The 25,347-nt window shown below is 32.2% G+C and carries 32 protein-coding genes, 2 tRNA genes and 1 pseudogene; 26 read left to right on the top strand and 9 right to left on the bottom strand.

Annotation, left to right across the window (positions count from 1 at the left end; all coding sequences use genetic code 11):
* Positions 1 to 4: 4 nt before the first annotated feature.
* Together pheT and NMU03_RS12305 are read left to right on the top strand one after the other, a co-directional pair.
* Entirely contained in the window at positions 5 to 2,395 is a 2,391-nt protein-coding gene (pheT, locus tag NMU03_RS12300) for a phenylalanine--tRNA ligase subunit beta (protein ID WP_290138707.1), read from the top strand.
* A 1-nt stretch (position 2,396) separates the two neighbouring features.
* A complete protein-coding gene (locus tag NMU03_RS12305) occupies positions 2,397 to 3,824 on the top strand; it encodes an immunoglobulin-like domain-containing protein (RefSeq protein ID WP_290138709.1) in 1,428 nt (475 codons plus the stop codon).
* Between the two features lie 46 nt (positions 3,825 to 3,870).
* On the opposite strand, the gene NMU03_RS12310 is transcribed toward NMU03_RS12305, so the two are convergent.
* From NMU03_RS12310 to NMU03_RS18095, 4 genes are all read right to left on the bottom strand, one after another.
* Positions 3,871 to 4,224: a threonine/serine exporter family protein gene (locus NMU03_RS12310; RefSeq protein ID WP_290138710.1), complete on the bottom strand. Its 354-nt coding sequence runs from the start codon at positions 4,222 to 4,224 to the stop codon at positions 3,871 to 3,873.
* Positions 4,225 to 4,326: 102 nt separating this feature from the next.
* Positions 4,327 to 5,079 carry a threonine/serine exporter family protein gene (locus NMU03_RS12315; RefSeq protein WP_290138712.1) on the bottom strand — a complete coding sequence of 251 codons (753 nt, stop codon included), beginning with the start codon at positions 5,077 to 5,079 and terminating at the stop codon, positions 4,327 to 4,329.
* A 137-nt stretch (positions 5,080 to 5,216) separates the two neighbouring features.
* Complete coding sequence (locus NMU03_RS18090; protein WP_290138713.1) at positions 5,217 to 5,816, bottom strand: nucleotidyltransferase family protein; 600 nt, start codon at positions 5,814 to 5,816, stop codon at positions 5,217 to 5,219.
* Complete coding sequence (locus NMU03_RS18095; protein ID WP_290138715.1) at positions 5,774 to 6,262, bottom strand: nucleotidyltransferase family protein; 489 nt, start codon at positions 6,260 to 6,262, stop codon at positions 5,774 to 5,776. Before NMU03_RS18095 ends, NMU03_RS18090 begins: the two co-directional genes overlap by 43 nt.
* A gap of 206 nt (positions 6,263 to 6,468) precedes the next feature.
* On the opposite strand from NMU03_RS18095, the gene NMU03_RS12330 reads away from it, so the two are divergent.
* The 3 genes from NMU03_RS12330 (at position 6,469) to rpmF (ending at position 9,068) form a co-directional block, all read left to right on the top strand.
* Positions 6,469 to 8,031 (top strand): DDE-type integrase/transposase/recombinase, encoded by a 1,563-nt coding sequence (locus NMU03_RS12330; RefSeq protein ID WP_290138717.1) that lies wholly within the window; start codon positions 6,469 to 6,471, stop codon positions 8,029 to 8,031.
* Positions 8,032 to 8,366: 335 nt separating this feature from the next.
* Entirely contained in the window at positions 8,367 to 8,888 is a 522-nt protein-coding gene (locus NMU03_RS12335) for a YceD family protein (RefSeq protein WP_290138719.1), read from the top strand.
* A gap of 12 nt (positions 8,889 to 8,900) precedes the next feature.
* Entirely contained in the window at positions 8,901 to 9,068 is a 168-nt protein-coding gene (gene rpmF / locus NMU03_RS12340) for a 50S ribosomal protein L32 (RefSeq protein ID WP_087243058.1), read from the top strand.
* 66 nt (positions 9,069 to 9,134) lie between these two features.
* Here the strand turns inward: rpmF and NMU03_RS12345 are convergent, their stop codons facing one another.
* Positions 9,135 to 9,419: a hypothetical protein gene (locus tag NMU03_RS12345; RefSeq protein ID WP_290138721.1), complete on the bottom strand. Its 285-nt coding sequence runs from the start codon at positions 9,417 to 9,419 to the stop codon at positions 9,135 to 9,137.
* Between the two features lie 224 nt (positions 9,420 to 9,643).
* Here NMU03_RS12345 and NMU03_RS12350 point away from each other — a divergent pair.
* The 5 genes from NMU03_RS12350 to NMU03_RS12370 all read left to right on the top strand — a co-directional run bounded on the left by NMU03_RS12350 (position 9,644) and on the right by NMU03_RS12370 (position 11,156).
* Positions 9,644 to 9,719: transfer RNA gene (locus NMU03_RS12350), tRNA-Glu, on the top strand.
* Position 9,720: 1 nt separating this feature from the next.
* A tRNA-Trp gene (locus tag NMU03_RS12355) sits at positions 9,721 to 9,793 on the top strand.
* 172 nt (positions 9,794 to 9,965) lie between these two features.
* Positions 9,966 to 10,238, top strand: a complete 273-nt coding sequence (locus NMU03_RS12360) for a GIY-YIG nuclease family protein (RefSeq protein WP_290138723.1) — start codon at positions 9,966 to 9,968, stop codon at positions 10,236 to 10,238.
* A 179-nt stretch (positions 10,239 to 10,417) separates the two neighbouring features.
* A complete protein-coding gene (locus NMU03_RS12365; RefSeq protein ID WP_290138724.1) occupies positions 10,418 to 10,738 on the top strand; it encodes a hypothetical protein in 321 nt (106 codons plus the stop codon).
* Positions 10,739 to 10,775: 37 nt separating this feature from the next.
* A complete protein-coding gene (locus tag NMU03_RS12370; RefSeq protein ID WP_290138726.1) occupies positions 10,776 to 11,156 on the top strand; it encodes a DUF3795 domain-containing protein in 381 nt (126 codons plus the stop codon).
* A gap of 57 nt (positions 11,157 to 11,213) precedes the next feature.
* On the opposite strand, the gene NMU03_RS12375 is transcribed toward NMU03_RS12370, so the two are convergent.
* From NMU03_RS12375 to NMU03_RS12390, 4 genes are all read right to left on the bottom strand, one after another.
* Positions 11,214 to 11,579: an HIT family protein gene (locus NMU03_RS12375; protein WP_290138728.1), complete on the bottom strand. Its 366-nt coding sequence runs from the start codon at positions 11,577 to 11,579 to the stop codon at positions 11,214 to 11,216.
* A 13-nt stretch (positions 11,580 to 11,592) separates the two neighbouring features.
* Positions 11,593 to 12,132 carry a hypothetical protein gene (locus NMU03_RS12380; RefSeq protein WP_290138730.1) on the bottom strand — a complete coding sequence of 180 codons (540 nt, stop codon included), beginning with the start codon at positions 12,130 to 12,132 and terminating at the stop codon, positions 11,593 to 11,595.
* 68 nt (positions 12,133 to 12,200) lie between these two features.
* Positions 12,201 to 12,470, bottom strand: a complete 270-nt coding sequence (locus NMU03_RS12385) for a MerR family transcriptional regulator (protein ID WP_290138733.1) — start codon at positions 12,468 to 12,470, stop codon at positions 12,201 to 12,203.
* An 83-nt stretch (positions 12,471 to 12,553) separates the two neighbouring features.
* Complete coding sequence (locus NMU03_RS12390; protein ID WP_290138734.1) at positions 12,554 to 12,985, bottom strand: NUDIX hydrolase; 432 nt, start codon at positions 12,983 to 12,985, stop codon at positions 12,554 to 12,556.
* A gap of 282 nt (positions 12,986 to 13,267) precedes the next feature.
* On the opposite strand from NMU03_RS12390, the gene NMU03_RS12395 reads away from it, so the two are divergent.
* The 16 genes and pseudogenes from NMU03_RS12395 to NMU03_RS12465 all read left to right on the top strand — a co-directional run bounded on the left by NMU03_RS12395 (position 13,268) and on the right by NMU03_RS12465 (position 25,323).
* A complete protein-coding gene (locus NMU03_RS12395) occupies positions 13,268 to 14,947 on the top strand; it encodes an IS1634 family transposase (protein ID WP_290138466.1) in 1,680 nt (559 codons plus the stop codon).
* Between the two features lie 318 nt (positions 14,948 to 15,265).
* Positions 15,266 to 15,541: an HPr family phosphocarrier protein gene (locus NMU03_RS12400; RefSeq protein ID WP_290138736.1), complete on the top strand. Its 276-nt coding sequence runs from the start codon at positions 15,266 to 15,268 to the stop codon at positions 15,539 to 15,541.
* Between the two features lie 100 nt (positions 15,542 to 15,641).
* On the top strand, positions 15,642 to 17,945 hold the full coding sequence (locus NMU03_RS12405) for an anaerobic ribonucleoside triphosphate reductase (RefSeq protein ID WP_290138737.1): 2,304 nt from the start codon (positions 15,642 to 15,644) through the stop codon (positions 17,943 to 17,945).
* Positions 17,926 to 18,456 (top strand): anaerobic ribonucleoside-triphosphate reductase activating protein, encoded by a 531-nt coding sequence (gene nrdG / locus NMU03_RS12410; RefSeq protein ID WP_290142339.1) that lies wholly within the window; start codon positions 17,926 to 17,928, stop codon positions 18,454 to 18,456. The genes NMU03_RS12405 and nrdG overlap by 20 nt, the downstream gene beginning before the upstream one ends.
* A 65-nt stretch (positions 18,457 to 18,521) precedes the next feature.
* Positions 18,522 to 19,307 carry an HAD family hydrolase gene (locus NMU03_RS12415; protein WP_290138738.1) on the top strand — a complete coding sequence of 262 codons (786 nt, stop codon included), beginning with the start codon at positions 18,522 to 18,524 and terminating at the stop codon, positions 19,305 to 19,307.
* A gap of 43 nt (positions 19,308 to 19,350) precedes the next feature.
* On the top strand, positions 19,351 to 19,545 hold the full coding sequence (locus NMU03_RS12420; RefSeq protein ID WP_290138740.1) for a hypothetical protein: 195 nt from the start codon (positions 19,351 to 19,353) through the stop codon (positions 19,543 to 19,545).
* An 11-nt stretch (positions 19,546 to 19,556) separates the two neighbouring features.
* The gene (locus NMU03_RS12425) at positions 19,557 to 20,417 is read left to right on the top strand and encodes a dipeptidase (RefSeq protein WP_353956618.1); all 861 of its coding nucleotides are present in this window, start codon (positions 19,557 to 19,559) and stop codon (positions 20,415 to 20,417) included.
* On the top strand, positions 20,357 to 20,548 hold the full coding sequence (locus tag NMU03_RS17715; RefSeq protein WP_353956619.1) for a membrane dipeptidase: 192 nt from the start codon (positions 20,357 to 20,359) through the stop codon (positions 20,546 to 20,548). The genes NMU03_RS12425 and NMU03_RS17715 overlap by 61 nt, the downstream gene beginning before the upstream one ends.
* Before the next feature lie 255 nt (positions 20,549 to 20,803).
* Entirely contained in the window at positions 20,804 to 21,196 is a 393-nt protein-coding gene (locus NMU03_RS12430; protein WP_290138742.1) for a hypothetical protein, read from the top strand.
* The gene (locus NMU03_RS12435) at positions 21,193 to 22,017 is read left to right on the top strand and encodes a MurR/RpiR family transcriptional regulator (RefSeq protein WP_290138744.1); all 825 of its coding nucleotides are present in this window, start codon (positions 21,193 to 21,195) and stop codon (positions 22,015 to 22,017) included. The genes NMU03_RS12430 and NMU03_RS12435 overlap by 4 nt, the downstream gene beginning before the upstream one ends.
* A 64-nt stretch (positions 22,018 to 22,081) precedes the next feature.
* Positions 22,082 to 22,923: pseudogene (locus NMU03_RS12440) on the top strand (fumarate hydratase).
* Entirely contained in the window at positions 22,923 to 23,489 is a 567-nt protein-coding gene (locus NMU03_RS12445; RefSeq protein WP_290138746.1) for a Fe-S-containing hydro-lyase, read from the top strand. The pseudogene NMU03_RS12440 and the gene NMU03_RS12445 overlap by 1 nt, the downstream one beginning before the upstream one ends.
* Positions 23,476 to 23,835: a MurR/RpiR family transcriptional regulator gene (locus NMU03_RS12450; protein ID WP_290138748.1), complete on the top strand. Its 360-nt coding sequence runs from the start codon at positions 23,476 to 23,478 to the stop codon at positions 23,833 to 23,835. The genes NMU03_RS12445 and NMU03_RS12450 overlap by 14 nt, the downstream gene beginning before the upstream one ends.
* On the top strand, positions 23,808 to 24,299 hold the full coding sequence (locus NMU03_RS12455; RefSeq protein ID WP_290138749.1) for a MurR/RpiR family transcriptional regulator: 492 nt from the start codon (positions 23,808 to 23,810) through the stop codon (positions 24,297 to 24,299). Before NMU03_RS12450 ends, NMU03_RS12455 begins: the two co-directional genes overlap by 28 nt.
* 8 nt (positions 24,300 to 24,307) lie before the next feature.
* On the top strand, positions 24,308 to 24,481 hold the full coding sequence (locus NMU03_RS12460) for a hypothetical protein (protein ID WP_290138751.1): 174 nt from the start codon (positions 24,308 to 24,310) through the stop codon (positions 24,479 to 24,481).
* A 20-nt stretch (positions 24,482 to 24,501) separates the two neighbouring features.
* Positions 24,502 to 25,323: a threonine aldolase family protein gene (locus NMU03_RS12465; RefSeq protein ID WP_290138753.1), complete on the top strand. Its 822-nt coding sequence runs from the start codon at positions 24,502 to 24,504 to the stop codon at positions 25,321 to 25,323.
* Positions 25,324 to 25,347: the final 24 nt, after the last annotated feature.

Here is a 25,347-nt window from a genome sequence, read left to right on the forward strand (position 1 = left end):
GCATATGGAAGCAAGTTTAAAATTATTAAATCAATATGTAAAAGTCGATGATTTTTCGGCACAGGAAATTGCTGATCAATTAACATCTATTGGTCATGAAGTAGAAGGAATGCATACTTTTGCAAGAGGAGATAAACTTGTTGTAGGGTATGTCAAAGAAAAAGTTCCTCATCCTGATAGTGATCATTTAAATGTTTGTCAGGTAGAAGTTGGAAATGGCGTGGTTCAACAGATTGTTTGTGGAGCACCGAATGTTGATGCTGGACAAAAAGTCATTGTGGCATTGCCAGGATGTGATTTAGGTGAAGGTTTTAAGATTAAAGAGGCAAAGATTCGTGGTGTTGAATCAAATGGTATGATTTGTTCAATTGCTGAACTCGGTATTGATCAAAGATTATTAAGAGAAGAAGATAAAGCAGGTATTCATGTTTTAGATAAAGATGCTCCAGTAGGTGAAGAAGCTTTAAAATACATGGGATATGATGATACAGTTTTAGAAATTGGATTAACACCAAATCGTGCTGACTGTATGGCTATGATTGCCTTGGCTTATGAGGTAGGTGCTTTATTAAAGCGTGACGTTCATGTTCCTGCCATGAAAACATTGAATGAATTAGAGAGTGATATTGAAGTTGATGCTCAAACTGATTTATGCCCATTATTTGGTGCAAAATTAGTCAAAGGGGTACAAACAAAAGAATCACCTGAATGGTTAAGAACATTCTTGATGGCAAGTGGTATTAAACCAATCAATAATATTGTTGATATTTCTAACTTTGTGATGTTAGAAACAGGTCAACCTATTCATATGTATGATTATGATAAATTAAAAGAAAAACGTTTTGTCATTAAAACTGGATTCCATCAAAAAGCCACTTTATTAGATGGTAAAGAATATGATATTTTGCCTGAAGATATTATTGTTTCAACTGATGATGGTATCGGATGTATTGCAGGTGTCATGGGTAGCGATGATACGAAGATTGATGAAAATACTGTTAATATTGTGATTGAAGCAGCGACTTTCCATGGAGCGACTTTACGAAACACAGCACGTCGTTTGAATTTATTAACAGATGCCTCACAGCATTATATTAAAGGTGCTATTGATACAGCGAATACAGCAAGAGTTTTGAATCGTTGCGCTGCTTTACTTGAAGAATTAGCTGACGCCAAAGAAATTTATAAAAGTGTATTGACTGATTATGAAGTTGAAGAAAAAGTGATTACACTCACAACAACACGTGTGAATGGTTTATTAGGAACAACAATTTCTACGGAAGCTATTGAAGATATTTTAACAAGTTTGCATTTTACATACACATTAGAAGGAGAAACATTTACAATTCAAGTACCAACTTATCGTAATGATATGTCTATGGATGCTGATGTGATTGAAGAAATTGCCAGAATGTATGGCTATAATCATATTCCATCAACATTACCATTCATGGAAATGACAAAAGGTGCTTATACACCAGTTCAAAGTTGTGTGAAAATGATTAGACATTTATTAACAGATTTAGGTTTACATGAAGTGATGACTTATACTTTAACATCACCAGCAATGGTTGATGATTTCAATCTTTTCCATCATCAAGATAATGTATCTTTAATGTTACCGATTGGTGAAGAAAGAAGTGTAACAAGAAAATCATTGATTCCATCTTTGTTGCAGGCTATTAATTATAACCATGCTCATGCTCAAAAAGACGTCATGATTTATGAAATTTCACATACTTATTCAAAAGATACAGAAATTCAAAATTTAGCGATTGCATGTTCTGGAATGTATCAAAATGTTGCATGGCAACAACTCCAACAAAAAGCTGATTTCTATTTATTAAAAGGTTTTGTAGAAACAATTTTTGAAAAATTAGGTATTAAAGAATCACGTTATACATTAAAACCAGTAGAAGCCAATAATTCTGATTTCCATCCTGGTAGAAGTGGATATATTATGATGGGAAAAGATATTGTTGGTGTGATTGGTGAAATTCATCCTCGTCAAGCGAAAAAATATGATGTGAAAGATGTTTATGTGGCTGAATTGAATTTATCTGTTTTATTAAATTTAAAGAAACCAGCGATTAAATTTACAGATATTCCACAATATCCATCAGTAACAAGAGATATTGCTTTGGTTATGGATAAAGATATTCCAGTTCATGATGTAGTACGTTCTATTTGTAAAGCTGGTCAACGTTTAATTGTTGATACACAGATTTTTGATATATATGAAGGGGAACATATCGAAAGTGGTAAAAAGTCAGTGGCTATCGCTTTAACATTCCAGGATGCTTCAAAAACATTGGATGATGCTTCAATCAATGCAACAATGGAACAGATTTTAAATGCTGTATCAAAAGATTATGGAGCGCATTTAAGAGTTTAATATGGCAAGAAAACTTTCAAAAAAACGTGTTGGAATCGCTGTGTTTGGGGTTGTTCTTCTCTTTATTGCAGTCTATATTGTGATATGGAGAATAGAGTTAAAGTTGGCAGATGGCGGAGATATCACTTTAGAAGTTGGGGAAGAACTGAGTCATGATGTCGCAGATTATTTGAATTTAACTTGGTATCTACCTTCAGAACGTGAAGATATTATTGAAAATTGTCAATTATCATTAGAAGATATTAAATATCTGGATGAAAAGGAACAATATCCTGAAATTGGTGAATATCATGGAACAGTTACTTATGATGATGAAACTTATGCGATTCATATTGAAGTTGTTGATGAAACAGCACCAACTATTGAATGTCAGGAAACAGTCGCTTATGGAACTGAAAATTTTCAACTTTCAGATATTATTACCGTCAGTGATAATTCACAAGATGATTGTGATGTTCAAATTGAAGGAAAAGTGGATGTTTCTAAAATGGGAACTTACAGCGTTGAAGTTAAAGCCACCGATCCTTCACAAAATGTGGTTGAAAAGTCATTTGAAGTGCAGGTTGCAGACTTAACAGCTCCTGAATTGACAATCAAACCAATGATTGCTTATTTGAATGAAAAATTCGATCCATTAAAAAATGTTGAAGCACAAGATAATGTGGATGGTGATTGTACAGCTTCTATTCAAGTATCAGGTGAAGTAGATACCCAAAAAGCAGGGACATATACTTTAACTTATGCAGCCAAAGATCAGGCAGGTAACGAAACAAAAGTTGAACGAGAAGTTGTGGTCAAAGAAAAAGAAACATCTTATCGTATTTCTAATGTTCCAATGGTTTTACAATTACCAGATTATCATAATGGTTGTGAATCAGCATCTTCAACGATGTTGTTACAATATTATGGATATGATGTAACTATGCCAGAAGTCATTAAAAAAGTTCCAATTGTACCACTTGAGTATAAAGATGGACGTTTATATGGCGCAGATCCACATGTTGCTTTTACAGGTAGTATGTCTTCTCGTGGCTATGGTATTTATGTTGAACCAATGGTTGATGTTTTAGAAACAATCATTAAAGAACAAAATGGAAAACATCAAGTCAAAAATTTAACAGGTTCATCGTTAGAAGATTTATTAACTTATGTAGAAATGGGACATCCTATTCAAATATGGGCAACGGCTTCTTTACAAACATATGAACAATCAGGAAAACAACAATGGTATATTAAGACATTGGATGGAAAGTATACGGATGAAAAAGTCACTTTCCCAGTTAGTGAACATTGTCTTGTTTTGATTGGTTTTGATGAAGATCGTGTTGTTTTAAATAATCCTTTACAAGGATTAACAATTTGGGATAAAGATGCTTTTGAAAAAGCTTATGAAGGTATGGGCTCACAAGCAATTATGATTGAAGAATAAAAAAAGAGAAGTGAATGTTATCATTTTAACATTTCACTTCTCTTTTTTATCCCATATCAACAAAATTTCTAGTTTTGATACGTTTATATATTTGGAAAGTTGTTGATGAAATTAAAATCGCTAAAGCGAGTGATAGACTTGTTCCTAATGTTGATAAAAAACTTTCCATAAACAAATCATTCATACCTTGCACAGCATAAAGCATGGTATAATAGATTCCACTACCAGGTACCAAAGGAAAGCAACCAATAATGATAAAAATTGTTGCAGGTGCTTTAAAGAAACGAGCAAAGAACTCGGCTAATAAGGAAACACAAAGCATGGCGATAAAACTTTGTAAGAAAATATTATTTAAAGAATCAGAAATTAAATAAATAAACCAACCTAAAGCTCCAATCAATGAACCGATGATTGAAAAACAAATATTTTTTGAATTCTAAATATAAATGTAAAACCAAAGCAGCCTATAAAAGCGGCTAAACATTGTATCAAACTTTCCATACTAAACTCCTTGTAAAATCATCATCATAATACCCACTCCAATAGCGATGCTGGCAGCAATTAAAATGGCTTCAATCATACGTGACAGCCCAGAAACAAAGTCACCACCAATAATATCTCTTAAGCTATTTGTAATCGCAATACCTGGCACAAGAATCATTAAAGTTCCAGTGATGACAGATTGTTGATTAGAAATGATATTCATTTTTTGTGCAATAATGGCAATACTTGCTAAAACCATGCTAGAAAGAATTGTACGCACGATACCATTGACATCCAATCTCTCTAGTAAATATATAAAGTAATAAAGAATCAAACCAATAAAAGCGTAAACAATCATTTCAGGGATATGTCCACCAAAAAAGACACAGAACATCGCAGCCGATACAATATACCCCATCAAAATCAAATGATAATTGAGTTTTTGACTTTCAATATTTTGAATTTTTTCTTTGATTTCATCTAAAGATAGTTCTTGATTGCTGATTTGACGGACTAAACAATTCAGTTCATAGAGATGGTCTAAATGTGTTCGATTACTGCGAGAACGCTTAGAAGACTGATAAGGTGTTCCATCATGTAAAGTTAAAGATAAGGTAAAATATGTTGGAATCGCAAAAACTTCTATATTTGTAAAACCAAAGCCTTCACACATTCTTTTTAAAGATTCTTCAACACGATAGATTTCTGCCCCATGTTTTAAAAGCAATTGTCCAATTTTATTGATCTGTTGTAAAACATCTAAATCATTCATATTTTCACCCCACAGATAAATGTTATATCATAAATCAGATATTTGAATCAATGGAATATGTGAAAATTCTTCTTGAATTAATTTTTGAGGAGAAGAAGATAATAAGGAAAGTAGACGTGAGGCTTTGAGTTCCATATCTAAGGCAGGATGGTGATATTTAGAAAAGTTCGTGACAAGTGCATAAGGACATGTTTTTTGATTAGTGATAAATATTCTCGTCCTTTTTCATTCATTGCCAGAATACGTATATAATCTAAATTCATTGCTTTTTGTATATCTTCTTTGGTATTTTTCATTAATATATGAATAAGCATACGAGAAATACGAGGACGGGTATAACGTTTGGATGATAGTTGTTCAATGAATTCTTCCATTGTCTGACATTGATTGATGGTTTTATATAAAGTGTTTTCTAACCCCTCATCCACCATATGATAATTTTTCAGTTCTTCAGGTGTTGATGTATAGATTTGATAACGAAGATAAGGAAAGAAATCTTCCATGAAATAAAGTTCATCTTTATATAGATTTTCATAAGGCAAGGTATGTGAAAAGTCCTGTTGATTTTTTATAGCATATCTAATCGCTGAGGCACTGGCAATATGTTTTAAATCTAAACCATGATAAGTGTTTGTTCTTAAAAAACAATGGGGTGTGATAGAATATTGATGTGCAATGATTTCTTTGACATAACTTAAACCCAGTAAATCATTGGGGGTTTTAACTTCTTTATGCATGATTTTTTGTAATGCCTGATTGCATGCATCCGCATAGCGTAACCCTTTTTCATTGCTTGTTGAACATAGTCATCATAACTTTCCTGATGTTCAAAAAGAGTTTGAGCAATTTCAATAAAAGTTGAAATCTCACCATTTTCACTTCCAAAACAAATGTCAGTTACACCTATTTTTGCAAGCAGTTCAATTGCTCCTTTGGCAAAGTAATCAGCACTTTGACAAGCATAAACAAAAGGTAATTCAATCACAAGATCAATACCATATTCAATCGCTATCTGACTACGTTTCCATTTATCAATGATAGCGGGTTCGCCTCTTTGTACAAATGAAGAAGACATAATCGCAATTGTATAATCAAATTGATCAAGGGATTGAGCTTTTTGAATATGATAGATATGTCCATTATGAAATGGGTTATATTCAACAATTAATCCAAGTATTTTCATAGTTTTTACCTCCATTGGATAGTGGTAGTGTCAAAAGTTGCTATATGACAACACAAATGCACTACTCTTGATTTGTTTTATTTGTTCTATTTTAATAATAATTTGTATTCTTATTTTTTTACTATTTCTCTAAAATTTGTATTAAAAAAGTGAAATATCCATGTTATAGTATTCTTTACACAAAATCTAACGAAAGGATATTTCACATGAATACTATAACACATATCTTAAATAATTTAAATTCTTTTTCTAAATCTAACTTTAAGTTTTCCAAATATATTGATTTCTTTCAGTTGATAAAGTCTATCCCTCATTCTGTTGAGTATCATCTTAATTCCTCTGATTTTATTTATCACCTTGAGCAGGTGACAATCCATCTCGACTGGATGATTGATTTCTTTGATAAACACATCAATCCCTCTCTTAAAAAAGAGTTTAAGAAATTAAAGAAATCCAATAAGAATGATCATACCATTCCTTATGCCGACTTTAAAATTGACGAGCCTCCTGTCTTCAAAAAGGAAGCACCTGTTCAGCTGAGTTTTGAAGATATTCTTAGAAATGCATTAAAGGATGGTCGTCCTATCAAGCCTGTCAACAGAAGAAACAATAATTTTGACTTTAAGGGTGTCTGCCCTTTTTGTGGTGCTCCTCATGAATATATCTATGACAACAATGGTCGCGGTCAATTCATGTGCAAGGTATGCTGCCAGACATTCTCCCTGAAGATCTCTCTTTCCGGTGAAACGGGCATCTTCTGTCCTCATTGTGGCAAAAAGCTTGATATGAAGAACGACCGCCAGGGATATCTTGTTTTTGTATGCCCAAGCATGAAATGCCCCTATTACATCAAAAACAAAAAGCTTGTCGATGAAGGAAAGGGAGAACACCTTCTGACTTCAAGCAATCAGTACAGGCTTCGCTATCACTATCGTGACTTCAAGTTCAATCTTGACAGTCTTAAAAAGGCTGAAGAAAACATCACAACTCCTGTCAATCTTTCAAGAATTCATTTTGATCACAGAATCCTTGGATTGGCATTGACCTATTACGTCAACTATGGTCTTTCTTCAAGAAAGACTGCACTGATCATCAGGGAAGTCCATGGCTTTAAAATATCACACCAGACAGTCATCAACTATGCGACAACTGTATCACGTCTGGTCAAGCCTCTTGTTGACAGGTATCCATACAGGCTTGGCTCCATATTGTCCGGCGATGAAACCTATATTAAGATAAGAGGCAAGAATCATTACGTGTTCTTCTGGTCTGATCCCAAGACAAAGATCATCACTTCTTACACAATTTATCCCGTAAGAGATACAAAATGTGCCTGTACATCTATTTATGAGTGTCTAAGTCATTACAGTGAAATCCCAGATGACATGACTCTTATAACAGATGGGAATCCAATCTATAATGCAGCACAGGTTTTCTTTGAAATCAATGGAATCAAGTTTGACCTGCATCAGGTCATCGGTGTAAAGAATCTTGATGAGGAATCACAGAAATACAGACCTTTCAAGCAGATTGAGGAGCGCCTCAACAGGACATACAAGCAAAACTATCAGGGAACAAATGGCTATGACAGGCTTGAATGTGCAAATAGTTATATGGTCCTGTTTGTATGCTTCTTCAATTTCTTAAGAAGGCATTCAGCACTGAACTATAAGACGCCTGTTGATGACGGTCTGTTCAAAAAGGATATGCTTATGCCTGACAGATGGCTGCAACTTATCGAGTACAGCTCACAATATCACGCAGCATAGAAAGTTCACCATTTTTAAAAAAATGACGTGAGAAACGATACCCTCATTGCGCCCAAAAATGGGCTTTTTTTATTGGAAAGATGGCAGTCCGTAAATTTTGGAAAAAGACAAAGAAAGATTTTCAAATAAATGCATCCTGCCAGAGTCATCGTACACTTTGTAAAGTTGCAAAGAGTAAAACTTTCATAGATTTTTTACTCTACCTGGATAGTTTAACATAGTTTGAGAAATAAACATAGTTTTACTTAAAAATAGAGGAAATATTCAATGAAATATTGAAATTTAGATTGACATATTTCTTAGTTTTATATATAATTGGCTATGCGATGTAAAGGGTGATTTTTTTGAAATGGAATTTACAATGGATTATTAAACAAAAAGATGGACGTTTTCACTTCGATGAAACGTTAAGTTTTCCACCTGAAATGTTCCATAATTTATCCCAAATTAATGGATTAAAGGACGTTCATGTTCAAGGACAGGGACGTTTGGATACAAAAAATCATCAATTATACGTTGATTTCCAAATAGATGGTGAAATGATTCTACCATGTGCAATATCATTGGAAGATGTGGATTATCCATTCCATATTGAATCAAATGCTATTTTTGCCTTTTATAAACCTTCAGAAGATGAAGAAGTTATAGAAGTCAAAAGAAATACAGTTGATTTAACACCTGTGATTTTTCAGGAAATTATGATGGAAGTTCCAATGAGAGTGGTTAAAGAAGGTGCTTCTTTAAAAACACATGGTCAAGGTTGGAAAGTATTAAGTGAGAAAGACGAATGTGAAGATGAGGACTATATTGATCCTCGTTTAGCGAAGCTTAAAGATTATTTTAAGGATAGGGAATAAGGAGGTGTACCTATGGCAGTACCACAAAGACGAGTTTCAAAAACAAGAAGAAACAAAAGAAGAACACATGACAAGTTAACAGTACCAAGTGTCGTAGTTTGCCCAGAATGTGGAGAATATAAATTATCTCATAGAGTATGCAAACATTGCGGAACTTACAACGGACAAAAAGTGTTATAAAAACTGCCCCTTATTTCAAGGGCTTTTTTTATTTTTATAAATATTATAACTTTTATTTTTATTGAATTAAAAGTATAAGACAAAAACCATCTTTGAAATAAAGATGGTCTGCTTATTTTTTCTTCTACGATTTTTTCTTGTTGCTTGACGTCCTTCTACTCGTTCATGATAATTTAGAAAACTTCCTAAGTCATAAACATTATAATTAAGTTTCATTAATTTTTTACATCCCTTTTCACTAATTGCTTTATTGAAAGAATAAAGATAATACTTCATATCTTTATTAGGATAGGCTTCTTCAAATTTATCTAATAAGCGAAATGGAAAACATTGTGCATCAGCAACATGCAATTCATCATAATCTTTTAATTCGTCAAGACAGATAATTGTGATTTGATCAGGATTTTTTTCATATTGACGAAATCCTTCATTAATATCTAAACTCTTAATTATTTTTTCTTTTTAAAACCAAACATTTTATTTCCTCCAATACTTATCTATAATATCACTATTTCTTTATTTTTTCTATTGCTTTTCTATATTTTATGTGCTATTATTACAAAGCAACATTACTTGGCCTGTTGGAGAAACGGTTAACTCACATGCCTTTCACGCATGCATTCACGGGTTCGAATCCCGTACAGGTCACCATAGGGGCGTGGTTCAATGGTAGAGCATCGGTCTCCAAAACCGTGGACGCGGTTCGATTCCTGCCGCCCCTGCCATGAGCAAACTAAGAGTCATAATGACTCTTTTTTTCTAAAATATAATTAATTTATATTTGATTTCTAAAATTTGATATAATGAGAAATGAGAGAATGACTACATTATTAAATATATGAAAAATCATAAAAATTGATATTGAATTATTCAAAGATGATAAGGGGTGATATTGTAATGGAAAGTTTTTCAGAAAAGAGTTTACAAGCACTAGGAGATTACTATGTTTATGGATTAATTGATCCAAGAAACAATGAAATATTTTATATTGGTAAAGGAAGTGGAAATCGTGTTTTTGAATATGGAAAAGAAAGTTTATTAAGTCCAAATAGAGAAAAATTGAAACTTAAAATAATAAGCCAAATAAAGGAAATGCATTTAGAAGTTAAAAAATTAATTATTATAAGCAATCTATCAGAAAGTGAGCTTTTGCGGCTGAAGCTGCTCTAATTAATATATTTCAATTTATTGATAAATTCAAACTAACGAATATAGTAGCTGGTCATCATTCAAAAGAAGCGTTAACTGTTGAGGAATTTGAAAAAGTTTATGGGGCTCAAGAACTATGTGAAAATGATATTCATCACAAAATTTTAATTATTAAAATTAATAAATTGTATCTTAGGAATATGTCTAAAGATGAACTTTACGATGCAATGAGAGGTGTTTGGAGAGTATCAAGAAAGAAACTACAAGAGATTGAATATGTATTTGGTGTATATAACTCATTAATTGTTGCAGTCTATAAACCAACAAATTGGTATATTTGTAAAGAGGCACAAAATAGGTTACCTAGACAAGATGCTATATTAACACCACGAACAGAAAATCGCTTGTTTTTTGTTGATGAAAATTTTGAAAATGGTTTGTTTACTGATGTGAATCAGAAATATTACTATGGAAAATCACGAGTCATGTGTTATACTTTAATAAGTATATTAAATTCTTAAAATTTATTATAATGTGTATATAAGAAGGGGTGGGATTATGGGTGAATCTAAAGGTTTTGGATATTGTGGTTTGGCTTGCGATTATTGTCAGGATAATGAAGATTGTGTAGGTTGTAAACAAGGTGGATGTTCCGAAAAAGATGTATGTAAAAACTATCAATGTTGTGTATCTCAAAATTATAAGTATTGTTTTGAATGTCATGATTTTCCATGTAATGATAGTATCTTACATAAGTTAAGAATACGAACATTTTGTCAGTATATTCAAAAATATGGGGAAGAAGATTTAACAAAAAGATTAAAAGAAAATCAAGATAAAGGGATTCAATATCATTATAAAAATCAACATATTGGAGATTATGATCAATTTGAAACAGAAGATGAAATTATTGAATTCATTCTAAATGGAATCAAGTAAGTTATAAAAAAGTCATAAAATCATATGTATACCATATGAATGTTTATGACTTTTTGTTTAATAATTCATTTTTTCAGGAATAACACCTCTTACACCACCTTTAGGATGTGCTGTGTCACCATGATAGCGAGGAATAAGATGAATATGTAGATGCATGATGGATTGTCCTGCATCTTGACCACAATTCATACCAATGTTGTAACCTGTTGGATGATATTTTTCATCTAATAATTGTTTAGCTTGATCTATTAATGCAAATAAATACGTTCTTAATTCTTGGTCTGCTTCAAAAAAATGTGAAACATGTTTTTTAGGAATAATCAACATATGTCCTTGACTCACAGGAAATTCATCAAAGATAGCATAAGCATAATCATTCTCTAAAATATAATCTTTCTTTTGACAAAATAAACATTCTTTCATTTGAATACCTCTTTTATGACTTTTTCTTTTTTTCAAACATAGGTTCTTTTAAAGCTTTTTTAATAACACTCCAACCAAAGAAATCTTTCTTCTTTGAATTTTTTTCATTATTTTCTTGATGACAGTAGTTTAAAAAAGAATCTCGGGGATTATCAAGATGATATATTTTTGCCCATTCTTTAAAATGATGATGAATATAATTATATAAAGCGACAGGATCTCTTTTTTTATGATAAAGCTTTATAAGTTTTAATGGATCATCAACGATAATTTGGTGATTTAAAAAATAATCAAACATATGACAAACAGAATCGTTATTAAGAATAGAAAAGGAATATGTATCTTGGTATGTGATGATATCTATATCAACATAATATTGAAAATAAACACTACCCATGCCAAATGCTCCGGCACCAGCATGAAGTATTCCTGTTGCACTATACATAGAAATCTGAATTATTTTGATTTGAGATAGTTCAATCATGATTTCGTTATATTTTATATGATGATTATTAAAATAAAGAGTATCATATCCTTTCCATTGATCAATCATTCTATCATCAAAGGAAACTTTGACTTTTCTTCTTTTGATGTAGTCGTTAATTCTTTGATCTATTCTTTCTAACTTTTTTGTGAATCATGAATAAAATCCTTTTTTTGTTCTAAAACATTTCTAATAGATAATTGATTATTCAAGATAAGCTTAATTTCATCTATTGTTACTTCCATAGAACGCAACAATAAAATTAGTTTCAAAAGATCAATATCTTTTTGTGTATAATCACGATAATTGTTTTCTTGACGTAAAGGATGAATCAATCCTTCTTTTTCATAATAAATTAATGATTGTTTTGTGATACCTAGCATTTCTTCAACTTCATGTGTCTTCATAATCTTACCTCCTACCGGTATTTTAGACTATATGCTAAGAATACAGTCAAGTCTTTAAAGATTATTTATTTAAAATAATATTATTATAGTAATTCTCTACGTTGAAATTCTTCAATGAGTAAAGGTTGAATCAAAGGATAAGTCCAATTTTCAGGTAAATTGTCTAATAAAACAATTTTTTCCATTTCACTATGTAATTCATTATCAAGTTTTTGGATACAAGCATAATACAACATTCCAAAAGATTCTTCACTTGTCTGATTTACTCTGTTTTTACCAATCACTGAATAAACACAGATAGGTTCGATAGAAAAATCTAAAGCTCCTGTTTCTTCATACAATTCTCTTTTAGCACAATCTAAAATACTTTCATGTGATTCTCTATGTCCACCAGGAATCTCAAAAGTTTGTCTTTGTTTATGTTTACAAAACACCCATTTATCATGATATTTAGCAATAATCACTGCAAATTTTAATAAATCATCATTGACACTTTCATAAAACTGTACTTTCATTTCTAATATCCCTCCTGAATATATAATTATTCTATCATAAATATCTATTTTGATAAAATAAAGAATATCTAGCATTTTGATAAGTTCATTGTATAAGTCATAATAGATAGAACAGAAATCCCGTCTTTAGGAGTTCTCACTATATTTTTTAGTAATCCTTTTTCATCAAATATCATATTACGCCGATTTTATCGGCTTTTTTTGTTTTTTATCTTTTTTTATTTATTTTTTATGTTATAATTTATATAGTGATACTAGTGATATCTATTATGGAGGTTATTTATGGCTTATTTTCTTAAAAAAACTCATCGTAATGGGCGTACTTATCTTTCTATCGTGGAAAGTTACTATTCCCCTCAAAAACGCTGCGGAGCTCATCGCACCTTTAAATCTCTCGCTTCTGTCGAATCTTGGAAAGCCAAAGGAATCGAGGATCCTATCGCTCATTTCCAAAAAGAAGTCGATGCTCTTAATGATGAAATTTCTAACAGTCAGGCTCTCAAAATTTCTGAATCATCTCCTGAACTTTATTTAGGATATTTTCCTTTTGTTTCTTTATTGAATAAAATGAACATCAAAAAGTTTGTTGACTATTTCAATATTTCCAATTCCTTTGAATTCGATCTGTATGAATTGCTTTCCTCTCTTGTTTTTGCCCGACTTGTGAATCCCTGCAGTAAGCATAAGACTTTTCACGAGGTTCTTCCCCAGCTGAAGGATCCTGTCCATTTTTCTTATGACCAACTTTTAGACGGTCTTGCCTTCATGGGCAATGATTACGGCAAGTTCATCGAGATTTTTAATGAGCAGATGAAGAAAGTCTATCATATCAATACTTCAAAGACTTATTTTGATTGTACCAATTTCTATTTTGAAATCGACAAGGAAGATGATTTTAGAAGAAAGGGGCCATCAAAAGAAAACAGAAAAGACCCTATTGTGAGTTTGGGGCTATTGCTCGATGCCAATCAAATCCCTATTGGCATGAAGCTGTTTCCTGGTAATGAAAGTGAAAAGCCAGTCTTAAGAGATGTGATTCATGATCTTAAAAAGAAAAACCAAATTTCAGGAAAAACTATACATGTAGCTGACAAGGGATTGAACTGCACTCAAAACATTGCTTTTTCTAAAGAAAATGGAGATGGCTATTTATTCTCCAAATCTGTCAAGACTCTCCCTGAAAAAGAAAAGATATGGGTATTGTTGAATAATGAAGACTGGAAAGAAATAAAAAATGATAATGGTACATTATTATACAGATATAAGTCATGCATTGACAAATTTCCTTATCATATAGAAATTGATGGGAAAAAGAAGACTATATATTTTACTGAGAAACGAGTAGTGACTTATAATCCAAAGCTTGCATCTAAAAAAAGATATGAAATCAGCAAACAGGTTGAAAAGGCAAGAAGCCTATGTTACAGTCAGGCAAAAAGAGCCGAATATGGAGATCTAGGAAAATACGTTAATTTCACTAATGAAAATGGAGAAAAAGCAAAGGCAACAATCAATGAAGACATCATAGAAAAAGAACTTGAACTGGCAGGTTATAATTTATTGATCACATCAGAAACAAATATGAAGTCAACAGACATCTACAATACCTATCACAATTTATGGAGGATAGAAGAATCATTTAGAATAATGAAATCCGATTTGGATGCCAGACCAGTATTCCTTCAAAAAGAAAACAGTATAAAGGGACATTTTTTGATATGTTACCTGGCAGTATTATTGGAAAGAATATTCCAATTCAAAATCTTGAACAATAAATATAGTACACAGGAAATTATGAAATTTGTAAAAAGTTTTAAGATAGTCAAGGGAGAAAGTAAATATATCAACGTAACAACATCAAGCAAGTTCATAAAAGACTTTGAGCAAATGACAAAATTACCGTTAACAAATTATTACTTGACAGAAAGGCAAGTAAAACAAATATTCAGGTACAAAATATAAAAAAGCAGTAGCAATCACTTAAAAGATTACTACTGTTTTTCAATGAAAGTCTCACTATATTTTAATGTTGGATACCAAAGTCAGGTATCATAAATATCTATTTTGATAAAATAAAGAATATCTAGCATTTTGATAAGTTCATTGTATAAGTCATAATAGATAGAACAGAAATGCTTTTTTAAATGATGTAAAGGGAACATTTAGTTTATCAATAACAGCGTTTAGAAAATCAATAATTTTAATTTAGAAAGTCATATTTTTTCAAATATCCCATATCTTTATGTTATAATAAAAATATAAGTAAAGGAGGAATCATATATGGCTCAAAGTTTAAAATTTACTGTTACAGACCCGGTTGGACTTTATGCGACTCCTACTACCGAATTAGTCGATACAGTCAAACAATTTTGTTGTCATGTGACATTAAATTACGGAAATAAAAGTGTTAATTTAAAAAGCATGATGGGAGTTTTATCTTTAGGTATTCCTACGAAAGCTCAAATTGAAATTATAGCTGATGGAGAAGATGAGAAAAAGGCAATTGAAATGATTAAAGATAAAATTAATGAATTAGGTATTTCAACAATTGAATAATCATATTGGGTATTCTTCGGAATACCTTTTTACAGCAATCATTCAAATGATTTGAGAAAGATTTCTAGATATGAGATACTTAGAAAAAGGGGTTTGATTCATGATTGAATATATTAGAAAAAGAGATGGACGAATGGATCAATTTGATGTTAATAAAATTGCAGGGGCAATATATAAAGCTTTTCAGGCAACAGAAGCCAAATATGGTTTAGATGCAGCCATTGATTTAGCTCATGTCGTTGAACACAAATTAGAAGATCGTCATACTGAACTTCCAACAGTAGAACTTGTTCAAGATACAGTGGAAGAAACTTTAATAGAAAAAGGATATGTGCGTATTGCGAAAGCCTATATTTTATATCGTGCTGAACGTACACGTTCAAGAGATCGTAAATCTCGATTAATGAAAACACTTGAGGAAATTACTTTTCAGGATGCTAAAGATAGTGATTTAAAAAGAGAAAATGCCAATGTTAATGCTGATGCACCAATGGGAACAATGTTGAAATACGGAGCTGAAGCAGCAAAACAGTTTAATGAAATGTTTGTTTTAAATCCTTTGCATAGTGCAGCACATCGTTCAGGAGATATTCATATACATGATATGGATTTTTTAACATTGACCACAACATGTACACAAATTGATATTATTGATTTATTTAAAGGTGGCTTTTCAACGGGACATGGTGTATTACGTGAACCTAACAGTATTACAACTTATTCTGCTTTAACATGTATTGCGATTCAATCTAATCAAAATGACCAACATGGTGGACAGGCGATTGTTAATTTTGATTATGGAATGGCTGAGGGAATTAAAAAATCTTACAGCAAGTGGTATTATAAGGCTATTGATAAAGCTTTGAAATTATTAACGAATATAGATACGAAAACTGTTTTAGAACAATTAAAAGCTTTATCAGTCAAACCATCTTTAAGTAATGAAGATTATTTCAAACAGGAAAAAACAATACTCCAAGACAATGATTTATCATTAGAAACAATTGAGCGTATTCAAAAATTTGCCAAAGATGAAGCCTATCAGGATACGGATAAAGAAACATATCAGGCAATGGAAGCCTTGATTCATAATTTAAATACAATGAATTCCCGTGCAGGAGCACAAGTGCCATTTAGTTCATTAAATTATGGGATGGATACATCAGTAGAAGGGCGAATGGCCATTCGCAATGTTTTACTAGCAACAGAAGCTGGTCTTGGTGGTGGCGAAACACCTATTTTCCCCATTCAGATATTTAGAGTCAAAGAAGGTATTAACTATCAAAAAGGAGAACCTAACTATGATTTGTTCCAATTAGCTTGTCGTGTATCTGCTAAACGTTTATTTCCAAACTTCTCTTTTGTTGATTCATCATTCAACAAGCAATATTATAAAGGAACGCCTGAAACAGAAATTGCTTATATGGGATGCCGTACCAGAGTTATGTCAAATGTATATGATCCAACGCGAGAAGTTTCGCCAAGACGTGGAAATTTAAGTTTTACATCTATTAATCTTCCTCGTTTAGCTATTAAGTCTAAAGGAGATATTGATGAATTTTTTACAAAACTTGATCAACTTATTGATTTATGTATTAATCAGTTATTAGAAAGATTTGAAATTCAATGTAAAAGAAGAGTTATGAATTATCCGTTTTTAATGGGACAAGGAATCTGGATGGATTCTGAAAAATTAAAACCAACAGATGAAGTAAGAGAAGTTTTAAAACATGGAACATTAACGATAGGTTTTATTGGTTTGGCTGAAACATTGAAGTCATTGATTGGATATCATCATGGAGAAAGTGAAAAAGCTCAAATTTTAGGTTTACAGATTGTAGCACATATGCGTCGACGTGTTGATGAAACAACTCAAAAATACCATTTGAATTTTTCTTTAATTGCGACACCGGCTGAAGGATTATCAGGACGTTTTGTGAAATTAGATCGTAAACTTTATGGAAATATTGAAGGTGTAACGGATCGTGAATATTATACAAACAGTTTTCATGTGCCTGTTTATTATCCAATGACGGCTTTTGAAAAGATTCAAATTGAAGGACCTTATCATGCTTTGACAAATGGAGGACATATTAGCTATATTGAAATGGATGGAGATCCAACAAAGAATTTACCAGCATTTGAAAAAATCGTTAGAGCTATGCATGATGCCAATATGGGGTATGGAGCAATCAATCATCCAGTTGATCGTGATCCTGTCTGTGGTTACAATGGAATTATTAATGATGTTTGTCCAAAATGTGGACGTACAGAAACAGCACATGAAGGTTTTGAAAGAATTAGACGTATTACCGGTTATCTTGTTGGTACATTAGACCGTTTTAATGATGCCAAAAGAGATGAAGAAAAAGACCGTGTTAAACATGATGCCAACAAAGATTAGGCTCTATGGTGTTGTCAATGATTCCATAGTTGATGGACCAGGTTTACGTTATACCATTTTTACGCAAGGTTGTCCTCATCATTGTCCAAGTTGTCATAATCCTCAAAGCTGGGATGAAAAAGGTGGCTATGAAGAAGATATTGAAAAAATAGTTCAAGAGATTATCAATAATTCCTTGTTGGACGGTGTCACTTTATCAGGTGGTGAACCTTTTATGCAATGTTTACCTTTAATCACATTACTTAAGCAATTAAAACAACAAACCTCTTTACATATCATGATTTATAGTGGTTATACTTATGAAGAAATATTACAATTAGGAGAATTAGCACTAACGCTTTTATCATTATGTGATACCTTGGTTGATGGTCGTTTTATTCAATCTTTAAAAAGCCTAGAATTACTTTATAAAGGTTCATCTAATCAAAGAATCATAGATGTTCAAAAGAGTTTAAAAAATGGTTATGTATGTAAGCAAAAAGTGAGTGAGTATGGAGAATTTGTGGAATAAGCAATTTCTCTTCTTTATATATGAAATGAATTTTTGTATAATAAAAAAGACGAGGAGGCTGAATAATGAAACCTTTATTATGTTTTGATGTTGATGGAACATTAAGAGATAATGTCCATCATCAAGTTTGTCAATCGACTCAAAAAGCATTGCGTTTATTAAAGAAGAAAGGTTATCATATGATTATTTCTTCAGGACGAGGAATAGATTCATTAACCAAGACGGGGCTTATGGAAATGTTTGAATGGGATGGCTTTGTCTGTAATAATGGACAACGTGTTTTAGATGCCAAAAGAAATGTTATTTTTCATGCGACAATGGAACCACAGGCTGTTTTAGAAGTTTTAGAAATTGCCAAATCATATGATTATGCAGTGACCTTAAAATCAAAACAGCGTGTCATTACCAAAGAACCGGATGCCTATGTTTTACAGACGCAACAATATTTTCAAAATATGATTCCACCAGTCGGTACATATCATGGTCAAGAAATAGAAGCAATGATCATCTATGGACCAATGGGTTATGATTATGCACCGTTTCAAAAAGTAGCAGGGGTTCAAGTCTTACCTGGTGAATCGACATATGCAGATGTTACGATTGCTGGATTGTCTAAGGCTACAGGAATTCAAAAATTAATGCATTTATTGGGAAATGATGAATATATTGCTTTTGGAGATTCATTAAATGATGTTGATATGTTTGCTCATGCGAGTCAAAGCGTGGCAATGGGACAAGGAAATGAAAAATTAAAAGCAATGGCTACGTTTGTCACAAAACCCATAGATGAAGATGGCATTTATCATGCCTGTGTTTATTTGGGATTGATTCAGGAAGGAGAAGGACAATGACGAAAGATGAAGCAATAAAAAAGCCCATAGGATGGGGGCTTACATGGAAAGTGAACAAGCTGATGAAAAGACACATGATTTTGATGATCTCTGGCAAAGTCTTTATGATGTCTGTCAATTAGCGACTTATGGAATTGTTGAATTGACACAAGAAGAAATAGATGAAGCCATCGCATGGTTAAAGCAAACACAACCTTTAACTAAGCAGTATCAGGAAACAGATATTTATTTTTCATAGGAGGTTTGATGATGAAAGTTGTAGATATGCATTGTGATACAATTTCAGCGATATATCTTCAAAGAAAAGAAGGTCAAGATGTATCTTTAAAACAAAATCAGCTTCATATCAGTTTGGATAAGATGCAAAAAGGGGATTATCTCTTACAAAATTTTGCAATGTTTACACCTTTAAGCATGACCGATAATCCTTGGCAATATGCCCATGATTTGATTGATACATTCTATCAGGAAATGAATCAGTTCTCTGATTTAATAGGAGTTGTCAAAAATTATCAGGATATGATGGATAATATGAAACACCATCGCATGAGTGCGTTGTTGACATTGGAAGAGGGCGCTGTGATCCAAGGTGATCTCAAAAATTTACAACATTATTATGATTTGGGCGTTCGTATGATAACACTCACATGGAATTTTCCCAATGGCATTGGTTATCCCAATTTTTCTATGGATGACGACCAGCATGGCTATCATACTTGTGATACCATTCATGGTTTAACAGATTTTGGCAAAGCTTATGTCAAAGAATGTGAACGTTTAGGCATCATCATTGATGTTTCACATCTAAGTGATGCAGGGTTTGAAGATGTTTATCAGTTAACGACTAAACCTTTTGTGGCTTCTCATTCTAATGCGCGAAGTGTATGCCCTCATGCTAGAAATATGACAGATGAAATGATTTTAAAATTAGCCAGTCGTGGTGGTGTGATGGGAATCAATTATGCAGCTGATTTTTGTGTGAAAATCATCAAGAACATGCGCTTTCTAAAATTGAAGATATTGTCAAGCATATCCTTTATATTAAAAAATTGGCAGGAATTGATTGTATTGGTTTGGGTAGTGATTTTGATGGTATACCACCTTACTTAGAATTAAAAGATGCTTCGTATTTATCTTTATTGGAAAAAGCATTAAAACAAGCTGGTTTATCATCATTGGAGATAGAAAAGATTTTTTATAAAAATGTTTTAAGAGTATATCAAAACATTTTGAAATCATAAAAAAACAGATGGGTGGGAGACTCATCTGTTTTTTTGATATCAGTTTGGGAAAGGATATCATGAAGTAGTCAAATTTGAAGGGAAAACAAATTATTTTTGACTACACTTATAATCTAACAGATTAATTTGTTTAAAATTCCATGTAATTGTCAAAAAATATGTGATTGAAACTTATTGTTGAAGAATGGGACTATATTTCATAGTGTGTTTTGTGCTATAATCATATAAAGTCGAATTATGGAGGACAAAAGCTTTATGAAAAAGTTTGGAATGTTATTAATATGTACATTATTGTTGATGGGATGTCGTTATCAGGTTTCTCAATCTGCATCTGTGCAAAAATATAAAGAACCACAAATAAAAACTATTTATCAATATCAAGATTTCTTATTATATATTGTTGAAGATCAACAAAAAAGTGATGGTTTTTCATTTCAAATTGAACTCAATGGAACCGGAATAGGAGATTATGCAAAATATACAGATGCATCGCATCATCAAGCAGCATGTACTCTTTCTATGCAACCAGATTGTCAATTGACATTTACTTTTGAAAAGAATGAAATTATTGTCAAAGCTACAGAGGAAGATAACTTTTTAGGAACTGATTTATCAGGACATTATGTTTTACAGGAGGATTTATCGTGAAGAATTTGTTTTATAGATTGATTATCTTTTTAGATACTGCCCAAGAAACAGATACGAATTATAATATTGCATGGTTTATGGCTAATAATTTTTATCGTATTGCCAATATGCGTATTAGTGAACTGGCCGCAGAATGTTTTGTATCTCCAGCCACGATTTCTCGTTTTTGCAGAGCCTTAGGCTATGAGAATTTTGCCCATTTGAAGCAGGAATGTTACACATTTCATTCACACGATAAAAAATTTAATAATTTGATTAACATTCCTTTAGAAACAATGAAAGATTATCCTCAACAAGCAACGCGACAATATATTCAACAGGTCATTCAATATATTTCAGATTTGCCAGAATTTTTAGATTGGAATGAAGTTGATGCGATTTTAAAATTGATTCATGATAGTGATTCTGTTGCTTTCTTTGGAACGCAGTTTTCACAAAGTGCGGCTTTACATTTACAGACAGATTTATTAATGTTAGAAAAGTTTACAATGGCTTATATGGATTCTTCGCGACAATTAGAATGTGCGAAACAATTAGATGAAAAGAGTGTAGCTATTATTATGACAGTTAATGGTTATTTTACAAACAGTCATTCTAAGTTACTACAATATATAAAAAAATCAGGCTGTCAGGTGGTTTTAATAACTTGTCATCCTCATTTGGATTTAAAAATACCAATCCATCATCAATTGGTTTTGGGACGTTCTAAAAATAGAAAAACAGGAAAACATAGTTTATTGACAGCTGTAGAGTTAATGTCATTAAGATATTATTGTTTATATTATCCTTCACTTCAAGAATTAAAGGGACATCTTCTTTAATTCTTTTTTCTTGTGATAGCTTCGAAAATTATATATAATAAACATAATAAAAGAGGGTGGTACAATGAAGGAAATCAAACAAGAAGAAATTATTCAAGCAGTCAAGACATTATGCAAAGAAGCCAACTATCAATTGCCTGAAGATGTTCAAAAAGCATTACACCAGGCAAAACAAGTGGAAGATAGTCTTTTGGGGCAACAGACATTATCAATATTAGAGAAAAATGCTAATATGGCTCAAACATCTTGTATGCCCATTTGCCAAGATACAGGAATGGCTTGCTTGTTTGTTGAAATAGGTCAGGAAGTCCATGTGCAGGGATCTTTAGAAAAAGCTTTACATGAAGGCGTTCGTCAAGGTTATCAGGAGGGATATTTAAGAAAAAGCGTTGTTGATGATCCCGTTTTTGAACGTCGCAATACGCAAGACAATACACCGGCTTTGATTCATTATGAAATCGTTGAAGGAGATCAGTTGAAAATAACAGTGGCTCCCAAAGGTTTTGGTAGTGAAAATATGAGTCAGGTAAAAATGTTGAAGCCAAGTGATGGAATAGAAGGTATCAAAAACTTTGTTTTAAAAGTTGTTGAAGAAGCTGGACCTAATGCTTGTCCACCAATGGTGATTGGTGTAGGAATTGGTGGTTCTTTCGATTATGTAACTTATCTGGCAAAAAAGCAATGTTGAGAGAAATTGGAACACATCATCAAGATGAAAAATTTCAACAATTAGAAGAAGAATTATTAGAAAAAATCAATCAACTTGGAATTGGACCAGCTGGTTATGGAGGAAAAACAACAGCTCTATCATTAAATATTGAAACTTATCCAACGCATATTGCTGGTATGCCAGTGGCTGTTTCTATTTGCTGCCATGTTGCCAGACATAAGGAGGTTATTTTATAATGAAACAAATCATAACACCTTTAACAGTTGAACAGGTTCAAAGTTTACATGCAGGTGATCAGGTTTTGCTTTCAGGAGTGATTTATACAGCACGTGATGCGGCTCATAAACGTTTAGTTGCATTGGTTGAAAAAGGTGAAGCTTTACCTTTTGATGTGCAAGATCAAGTTATTTATTATGTGGGGCCAACACCAGCTAAACCAGGACAAGTTTTTGGCAGTGGGGGACCAACAACAGCGGGACGTATGGATGCATATGCTCCAACATTAATGCAATTAGGATTACGTGGCATGATTGGAAAAGGGTATCGTCAACCTGTTGTAAAAGAAGCTATTCAAAAATATCAATGTGTTTATTTTGGAGCTATTGGTGGAGCTGGAGCTTATATTTCACAATGTGTTGAATCAAGTGAAGTCATAGCGTTTGAAGATTTGGGACCAGAAGCAATTCGCCGTCTGGTTGTGAAAGACTTGCCACTAACAGTGATTATTGATAGTCAAGGAAATGATTTATATGAAATAGGAAGAAAACAATATTTAAAGGAGCATAGTGATGCCAATTCATGATTATAATGAAGTCGATATTTTATATACATTGATGTCTTATGTGAATGTATCTTCACCACAGGATATGTATTATTCTATCGCTCATACGATTTTAACGCATATAGATCAAATTCCAAGTATCAGCATTAATGATTTAGCTGATCTTTGTTATACTTCACCAGCAACTATTTCACGTTTTTGTAAAGATATGAATTGTAAAAGCTTTGTGAATTTTAAAAATGAAATTGCAATAGCTTTAGAAATTGCGAGAAATGAAATTCATTTATCGCCATCAGATAATCAAAATGTTTTAGAAAATCCTGAATATTTAAAGAAAAAATGTATCAAGAAGCGATTGAATCTTTAGAACTTGTTCAAAATTCTCTTTCTATGAATGATATTGACCGTATTTGTGATATGATTTATCAGGCCAAAAAAGTTCATATGTTAGGGTATCAATTTAATAAAATTATCTCTAATGATTTTCAAATGAAAATGTTGAAACATCGTAAGTTTGTTTATGCCTTTGTAGAACGTGGCGATGAAATTCAAAGGTTAGATATGATTGATGAAGAAAGTCTGGTTATTATTATAACTGTTCGTGCCAGAGAGCAGTTAATGAATGCATTGATTAATAAGATTAAGGAGCATCATCCTAAAATTCTTTTATTAACAATGAGCCAAACTTATCAAAATGACGATGTTGACTGGATTTATCGTATTGATGGAACAGAAAGTCAATATAGTGAATCATCATTACAAGGAACAATGAACTTTTTAAGTTTATTAAATTTAATATATGTACGATATGGATTGTTGTATCGAGAATAGGAGGCAGTATGTATAGTTTTTTAAACGATTATAGTGAAGGCGCACATCCACGCATTTTAGAAGCTTTAAATAGTACAAATACAATACAGACAGTTGGCTATGGTGAAGATGAATATTGTCGTCAAGCTAAAGCTATGATTCAAAAAAGATTGGTCATCCTCAAGCTGATATCCATTTTTTAGTAGGTGGAACGCAAACGAATATGCTTGTGATTTCTTATGCTTTAAAACATTATCAGGCAGTGATTGCCTGTGATGAAGGACATATTCATGTTCATGAAACAGGAGCAGTGGAAGGAGCAGGTCATAAAATACTCATACGTCCTCATGTGCATGGTAAAGTGACTTGTCAAATGATTGAAGAGATATGTCAACAACATCAGGATGAACATATGGTACAACCACGTATGGTTTATATCTCACAAACAACAGAATTAGGAACTTATTATACACGTGATGAATTAAAAGCTCTCTATCAAATGACACGTCGCTATGGGTTATATCTTTTTATGGATGGTGCACGTTTAGGTAGTGCATTGGCTTTACCAGATGCACCAACATTACAAGAAATTGCCCAAAATGTTGATGTTTTCTATATTGGTGGAACAAAAATGGGAGCCTTATTTGGTGAAGCTTTAGTGATTATGCATGATGATTTGAAACCACAATTTCGTTATCATATGAAAAATAAAGGAGCCATGCTAGCAAAAGGACGTCTTTTAGGTATTCAATTCTATGAATTTTTTAAAGATAATCTTTATGAAGACATTGGACGTTATGAAAATGATATGGCTGACCAGATTCGACAAGCTTTGATTCAAAAAGGTTTTTCAATTTATGAACCTTCTTCAACAAATCAGATTTTTGTAGATTTTCCACAAGAAGTTCTTGAAAAAATCGAAAAAGAATTTATGGTAACACATATGGGACGCATTGGAGACAAAGAAAGAGTCCGAATTGTGACATCATGGGCAACTGCTCGAAAAGCTGTAACATCATTTATTCAGTTGATTGAAAATCTTTAGAATAAACCTACTGTACAAGCGGTA

The sequence above is a fragment of the Allocoprobacillus halotolerans genome (assembly GCF_024399475.1).
In the GTDB taxonomy this organism is placed as follows: domain Bacteria; phylum Bacillota_I; class Bacilli_A; order Erysipelotrichales; family Coprobacillaceae; genus Allocoprobacillus; species Allocoprobacillus halotolerans.

Coding starts and splice junctions, on each gene's coding strand:
- pheT (WP_290138707.1), top strand. CDS start 5: ATGGAAGCAAGTTTAAAATTATTAAATCAATATGTAAAAGTCGATGAT.
- NMU03_RS12305 (WP_290138709.1), top strand. CDS start 2,397: ATGGCAAGAAAACTTTCAAAAAAACGTGTTGGAATCGCTGTGTTTGGG.
- NMU03_RS12315 (WP_290138712.1), bottom strand. CDS start 5,079: ATGAATGATTTAGATGTTTTACAACAGATCAATAAAATTGGACAATTG.
- NMU03_RS18090 (WP_290138713.1), bottom strand. CDS start 5,816: ATGCATAAAGAAGTTAAAACCCCCAATGATTTACTGGGTTTAAGTTAT.
- NMU03_RS18095 (WP_290138715.1), bottom strand. CDS start 6,262: ATGAAAATACTTGGATTAATTGTTGAATATAACCCATTTCATAATGGA.
- NMU03_RS12330 (WP_290138717.1), top strand. CDS start 6,469: ATGAATACTATAACACATATCTTAAATAATTTAAATTCTTTTTCTAAA.
- rpmF (WP_087243058.1), top strand. CDS start 8,901: ATGGCAGTACCACAAAGACGAGTTTCAAAAACAAGAAGAAACAAAAGA.
- NMU03_RS12360 (WP_290138723.1), top strand. CDS start 9,966: ATGGAAAGTTTTTCAGAAAAGAGTTTACAAGCACTAGGAGATTACTAT.
- NMU03_RS12365 (WP_290138724.1), top strand. CDS start 10,418: ATGTCTAAAGATGAACTTTACGATGCAATGAGAGGTGTTTGGAGAGTA.
- NMU03_RS12370 (WP_290138726.1), top strand. CDS start 10,776: ATGGGTGAATCTAAAGGTTTTGGATATTGTGGTTTGGCTTGCGATTAT.
- NMU03_RS12375 (WP_290138728.1), bottom strand. CDS start 11,579: ATGAAAGAATGTTTATTTTGTCAAAAGAAAGATTATATTTTAGAGAAT.
- NMU03_RS12380 (WP_290138730.1), bottom strand. CDS start 12,132: ATGATTGATCAATGGAAAGGATATGATACTCTTTATTTTAATAATCAT.
- NMU03_RS12385 (WP_290138733.1), bottom strand. CDS start 12,470: ATGAAGACACATGAAGTTGAAGAAATGCTAGGTATCACAAAACAATCA.
- NMU03_RS12390 (WP_290138734.1), bottom strand. CDS start 12,985: ATGAAAGTACAGTTTTATGAAAGTGTCAATGATGATTTATTAAAATTT.
- NMU03_RS12395 (WP_290138466.1), top strand. CDS start 13,268: ATGGCTTATTTTCTTAAAAAAACTCATCGTAATGGGCGTACTTATCTT.
- NMU03_RS12400 (WP_290138736.1), top strand. CDS start 15,266: ATGGCTCAAAGTTTAAAATTTACTGTTACAGACCCGGTTGGACTTTAT.
- NMU03_RS12405 (WP_290138737.1), top strand. CDS start 15,642: ATGATTGAATATATTAGAAAAAGAGATGGACGAATGGATCAATTTGAT.
- nrdG (WP_290142339.1), top strand. CDS start 17,926: ATGATGCCAACAAAGATTAGGCTCTATGGTGTTGTCAATGATTCCATA.
- NMU03_RS12415 (WP_290138738.1), top strand. CDS start 18,522: ATGAAACCTTTATTATGTTTTGATGTTGATGGAACATTAAGAGATAAT.
- NMU03_RS12420 (WP_290138740.1), top strand. CDS start 19,351: ATGGAAAGTGAACAAGCTGATGAAAAGACACATGATTTTGATGATCTC.
- NMU03_RS12425 (WP_353956618.1), top strand. CDS start 19,557: ATGAAAGTTGTAGATATGCATTGTGATACAATTTCAGCGATATATCTT.
- NMU03_RS12430 (WP_290138742.1), top strand. CDS start 20,804: ATGAAAAAGTTTGGAATGTTATTAATATGTACATTATTGTTGATGGGA.
- NMU03_RS12445 (WP_290138746.1), top strand. CDS start 22,923: ATGAAACAAATCATAACACCTTTAACAGTTGAACAGGTTCAAAGTTTA.
- NMU03_RS12450 (WP_290138748.1), top strand. CDS start 23,476: ATGCCAATTCATGATTATAATGAAGTCGATATTTTATATACATTGATG.
- NMU03_RS12455 (WP_290138749.1), top strand. CDS start 23,808: ATGTATCAAGAAGCGATTGAATCTTTAGAACTTGTTCAAAATTCTCTT.
- NMU03_RS12460 (WP_290138751.1), top strand. CDS start 24,308: ATGTATAGTTTTTTAAACGATTATAGTGAAGGCGCACATCCACGCATT.
- NMU03_RS12465 (WP_290138753.1), top strand. CDS start 24,502: ATGCTTGTGATTTCTTATGCTTTAAAACATTATCAGGCAGTGATTGCC.